General features: G+C 74.9%; 3 protein-coding genes. 2 read left to right on the forward strand and 1 reads right to left on the reverse strand.

Features of this window, described 5'->3' with window-relative positions; translation table 11 throughout:
• Positions 1-201: 201 nt before the first annotated feature.
• Positions 202-870: a HupE/UreJ family protein gene (locus tag ABD211_RS33255; RefSeq protein WP_344140521.1), complete on the forward strand. Its 669-nt coding sequence runs from the start codon at positions 202-204 to the stop codon at positions 868-870.
• A 54-nt stretch (positions 871-924) separates the two neighbouring features.
• Positions 925-1,917, forward strand: coding sequence for a fibronectin type III domain-containing protein (locus tag ABD211_RS33260; protein ID WP_344140523.1), 993 nt, complete (start codon positions 925-927; stop codon positions 1,915-1,917).
• Here ABD211_RS33260 and ABD211_RS33265 read toward each other — a convergent pair.
• A partial coding sequence (locus ABD211_RS33265; protein ID WP_344140525.1) for an AfsR/SARP family transcriptional regulator occupies positions 1,892-2,730 on the reverse strand: 839 nt, incomplete at its 5' end. The two genes, ABD211_RS33260 and ABD211_RS33265, sit on opposite strands and share 26 nt — an antisense overlap.

Consider the following 2,730-nt stretch of genomic DNA (forward strand, 5'->3'; position numbering starts at 1 on the left):
GTCGGGCGCCGCCGCGTTGGGCGGCGCGCCGCCCGCCCGGCCGCGCGCCCCCACGAGCCGTTCTCGTCGTCTTCCCGCTGGTCAGCGTGGCGTAGCTCGTCGCGCTGCGGCCGGCCGCCCGCGCGCGGCCCATCTCCGCGGCCCGGTCGCGACCCGTCCGCACATCACCCCGTGCTGCCTTCAACACCGAAAGGATCAGGCGTGTCTGCCGGATTCTCCACGTCAACCATCCTGGCCCACGACATCACCGGCACCGGCGACAGCATCCCCGAGTTCGGATGGATGGGCGTCACCCACATGGTGCTCGGCTGGGACCACCTGCTGTTCGCCCTCGGCGTCGTGCTGCTCGCCGGCAGCCCGCGCCGCGCGGCCGGCATGATCTCGCTGTTCGCCCTGGGGCACAGCGTCACGCTCATCGCCGCCACGCTCACCGAGACGAGCGTCAGCCCGCGCCGCGTCGACATCATCATCGCGTTGAGCGTGGCGTTCGTCGGGGTGGTGGGCGTGTTCGCGCGGCCGCGCACCCCGCTGCACTGGCGCCTGTTCGGGGCCGCTGTGCTCGGCTTCGGCCTCGTCCACGGGCTCGGCCTGTCGACCCGACTGCAGGAGGCGGAGGTCAGCTCGGTCAGCGGCATCCTCGCCTTCAACGTCGGCATCGAACTCGGGCAACTGGCCGTCATCGGTGTCTGTGTGCTGGTCGGCTGGGGCCTCAGGCGGGTCGCGCCGGGGAAGGTGGCCGGGCCGACGGCGCACCGGGTCGGCTACGCCGGGCTGGTCGTGGCCGGCATCGTACTGGCCGGGCTGCTCGTCGCGGAGCGGTGGACGGAAGCCCCGGACACCGCCAGTGCATTGACGTTTATCGCTCAGTAGGGCGAGCATGGTGGGTGCACCGGTGCGTTCCGTCCCAACCCCGGAGGCCCCGACATGCTTCTCCGTGCCCGTACTCTGCTGGTGTTGCTCGTCGCGGCGGCCGTGACCGCCGCGACGGGCCCGGCCACCGCGTGGGCCGCGCCCCGCGACGTCCACCCGCCGACCCGGCCCGGCACCCCCGTGGTCACCTCGCTCGAGCCGGACGCCGTCGGCCTCGCCTGGGCGCCGTCGCGTGACGACCGGGGCGTCGTGGCCTACGACGTCTACCAGAAGCCGGGTCGGCTGGTCGGCACGACGGCCGGCACCGGGTTCACCGTCGGTGGGCTCAGCCCGGCCACGGCCTACGCGTTCCACGTCGTCGCGCGCGACACCCGCAACGCCTCGGCGCCGTCGCGACCGGTCGCGGTGACCACGCCGGCGCGCGACAGCGACCCGCCCACGGTGCCCGGCACGCCCACGCTCACCGGCGTGACCGCGATCAGCTTCAGTGTGGCGTGGGCGCCGTCCACCGACGTCAGCGGATTCCTCTACCTGGTGCACATCTACGACGCGGCCGGCAACCCGGTCGGTCGGCCCGAGACCGCGAACACCGCGATCACGGTGAACTACCTGACCCCGGACACCGTCTACATGGTGCGGATCTCCGCCCGCGACCGGTGGGACAACTACTCGGCGCTGTCGGCGCCGCTGACGCTGCGGACGCTGCCCGACCCGGGCGGGCCGATCTGCCGGGCCGTCGAGACCTCCCAGGGCGCCTCGTCGTCCCTGGTCAGCCTCTCGATCACCAACCTGTCCACGACGTACTGGACGGCCTGGACCCTGGAGTGGGACTTCGCCGGCGACCAGCAGATCGCCCCGTCGCAGGCGTCGTTCTTCGCGCAGACCGGCCGGCATGTGGTCGCGCACGTCTCGACGCCCATCTCCAGCGGCGCCGGGCCGGTGATGCCGGGCGGCCGCTGGGACACGATGGTGCTGCTCACGGGCGCCGCCGGCGCGACGCCCGTGCTGGCCAACGTGGCCGTCAACGGGCAGGCCTGCGTGAGGTGAGCGATCCGACGACGGACCTGACGGGCGCCAGCAGCGCCGGGTCCGGGCCCGGTACGCCGATCGACCGCATCGCCGCGACGTAGCGGTCGAACGCGCGCCGGGCCTCGCCGTGCCGGCCGGCTGTCACCAGCGCGTCGACCACGGCCCGGTGGGCGCCCTCGTCGTACGGGTCGCGCTCCAGGATGGCGAGCAGGTGGTCGACGGCGGCCCCGGTGTCGCCGGCCCGCCGGGCCAGTCGGGCCAGCGTGCGCCGCGCGCGCAGGTACGCCTCCCGGGCCTGGTCGCGCAGCGGGGCGGCCCAGTCGGCGTACGGCTCGTCCTCGAACGGGTCGCCCGGGTAGCCGGCGACGGCCGCGGCGAGCAGCGCCCCCGCGTCGTCCGGTGCGCCGCGCTCGTACAGCCGGCAGCCGTGGGCGACGTCGGTGAGGAAGTCCTCGACGTCCACGATGACCTGGGTGAGGTCCAGCGCCACGCCCCGCTCGCCGGACAGCAGGGCCTGCTCGCCGAGCACGGTGCGGACGATCGACAGGAGCACCGAGAGCCGGTGCGCCGCCCGGTCCAGGTCGTCGCCCGGCCACAGCAGGTCGACCAGCTCCTCGCGGGCGACGCTGCGGCCGCGCCGGGCGACGAGCGCGCGCACCAGGTCGCGCGCCTTGCGGGACTGCCACGCGGACGCGGGCACCGGGCGGTCGTCGACGAGGATCTCGAAGCGGCCGAGCACCCGGACCCGGGCCGTCGGCGTGGTGCCCTCCGCGCAGGCCAGCGGCAGCGCGTACGCGGTGGCGGCGACGCCGGCCGCGGCCAGCCGCTGCC

The sequence above is a fragment of the Luedemannella flava genome, assembly GCF_039528515.1.
In the GTDB taxonomy this organism is placed as follows: Bacteria; Actinomycetota; Actinomycetes; order Mycobacteriales; family Micromonosporaceae; genus Luedemannella; species Luedemannella flava.